Here is a 914-nt window from a genome sequence, read left to right as displayed (position 1 = left end):
ACTCGCTGTCGGAATACGTTTGCTGCTCGGCCTGTGCGGGCAAGTTGATGCTGATTAGCATCATAAACATGAATAAAACTCGCATAGAAGGACGGCTCCACTTTTAGGTATGTTGTGCGAATAGCGGTTTGGAGTGTGAATAACGAAAAGCAGAATGCACAGAACTGCTTTCGCCCACCATCCAATACTCCATCTCTCACTCAGTTAAGAGAGGGCAATTCTAAAACGTTAAATGATTCGATGTCTAAGCAAATTTATTTTAATTTTTTATTTGTTAATAAATGGAGGTTAATTGGTGGAATCGGGTGTTAATTATCGTGTTTTGTTACTAGGTTTAGACTACTTTCCTTTAAAACAATGCGTTAGAAATTTCATTTTTGTTTGGTTTTTGTGCGCGAGTGGCGTTCGATGTGTTGAGTTGTGTATGGGTTTTGTTGGGTGATTGAGCTTTATGATCGACGGTAAAAATGGCTTTATATGTTTGAGTATCTAATTATTTTTGTGCCATTTTAATTTAACTAATCGTTCAAATAAAAAAGGAAGCACGGATGYCCAAGGTAGGAATGCCAAAGATTCGCAGGCCACAATTAGTGAGTGCGACCATGACTGTCATTGACCGTGTGGGCTTGCACGGAGCCAGTGTTTCTTTGATTAGCCAAGAGGCTGGTGTCTCTAGTGGCATCATCAACCACTACTTTGGTGGTAAGCATGGACTGCTTGAAGAAACGATGCGCGATATTTTGAGGCAGCTATCTTGTGATGCAACAAAACGCTTGAATTCACTACCGAAGCAGGCGCATATGCAGAGAATCAACGCGATATTGGATGCTAATTTCGTTGGCTTTCAATACTGAAAGCAAGGTGATCAAAACATGGTTGGCGTTTTGGTCTTATTCCATGCATGACGAAGCGTT

The 914-nt window shown here is 41.0% G+C and carries 1 pseudogene; it reads left to right on the top strand.

Features of this window, described 5'->3' with window-relative positions:
* Positions 1–548 precede the first annotated feature (548 nt).
* Positions 549–914 (top strand): annotated as a pseudogene (gene betI / locus CIK04_RS28720) (transcriptional regulator BetI); the annotation flags it as partial.

It is taken from the genome of Vibrio sp. 03_296 (assembly GCF_002265885.1).
This window is presented reverse-complemented; position numbering and strand designations above follow the sequence as displayed.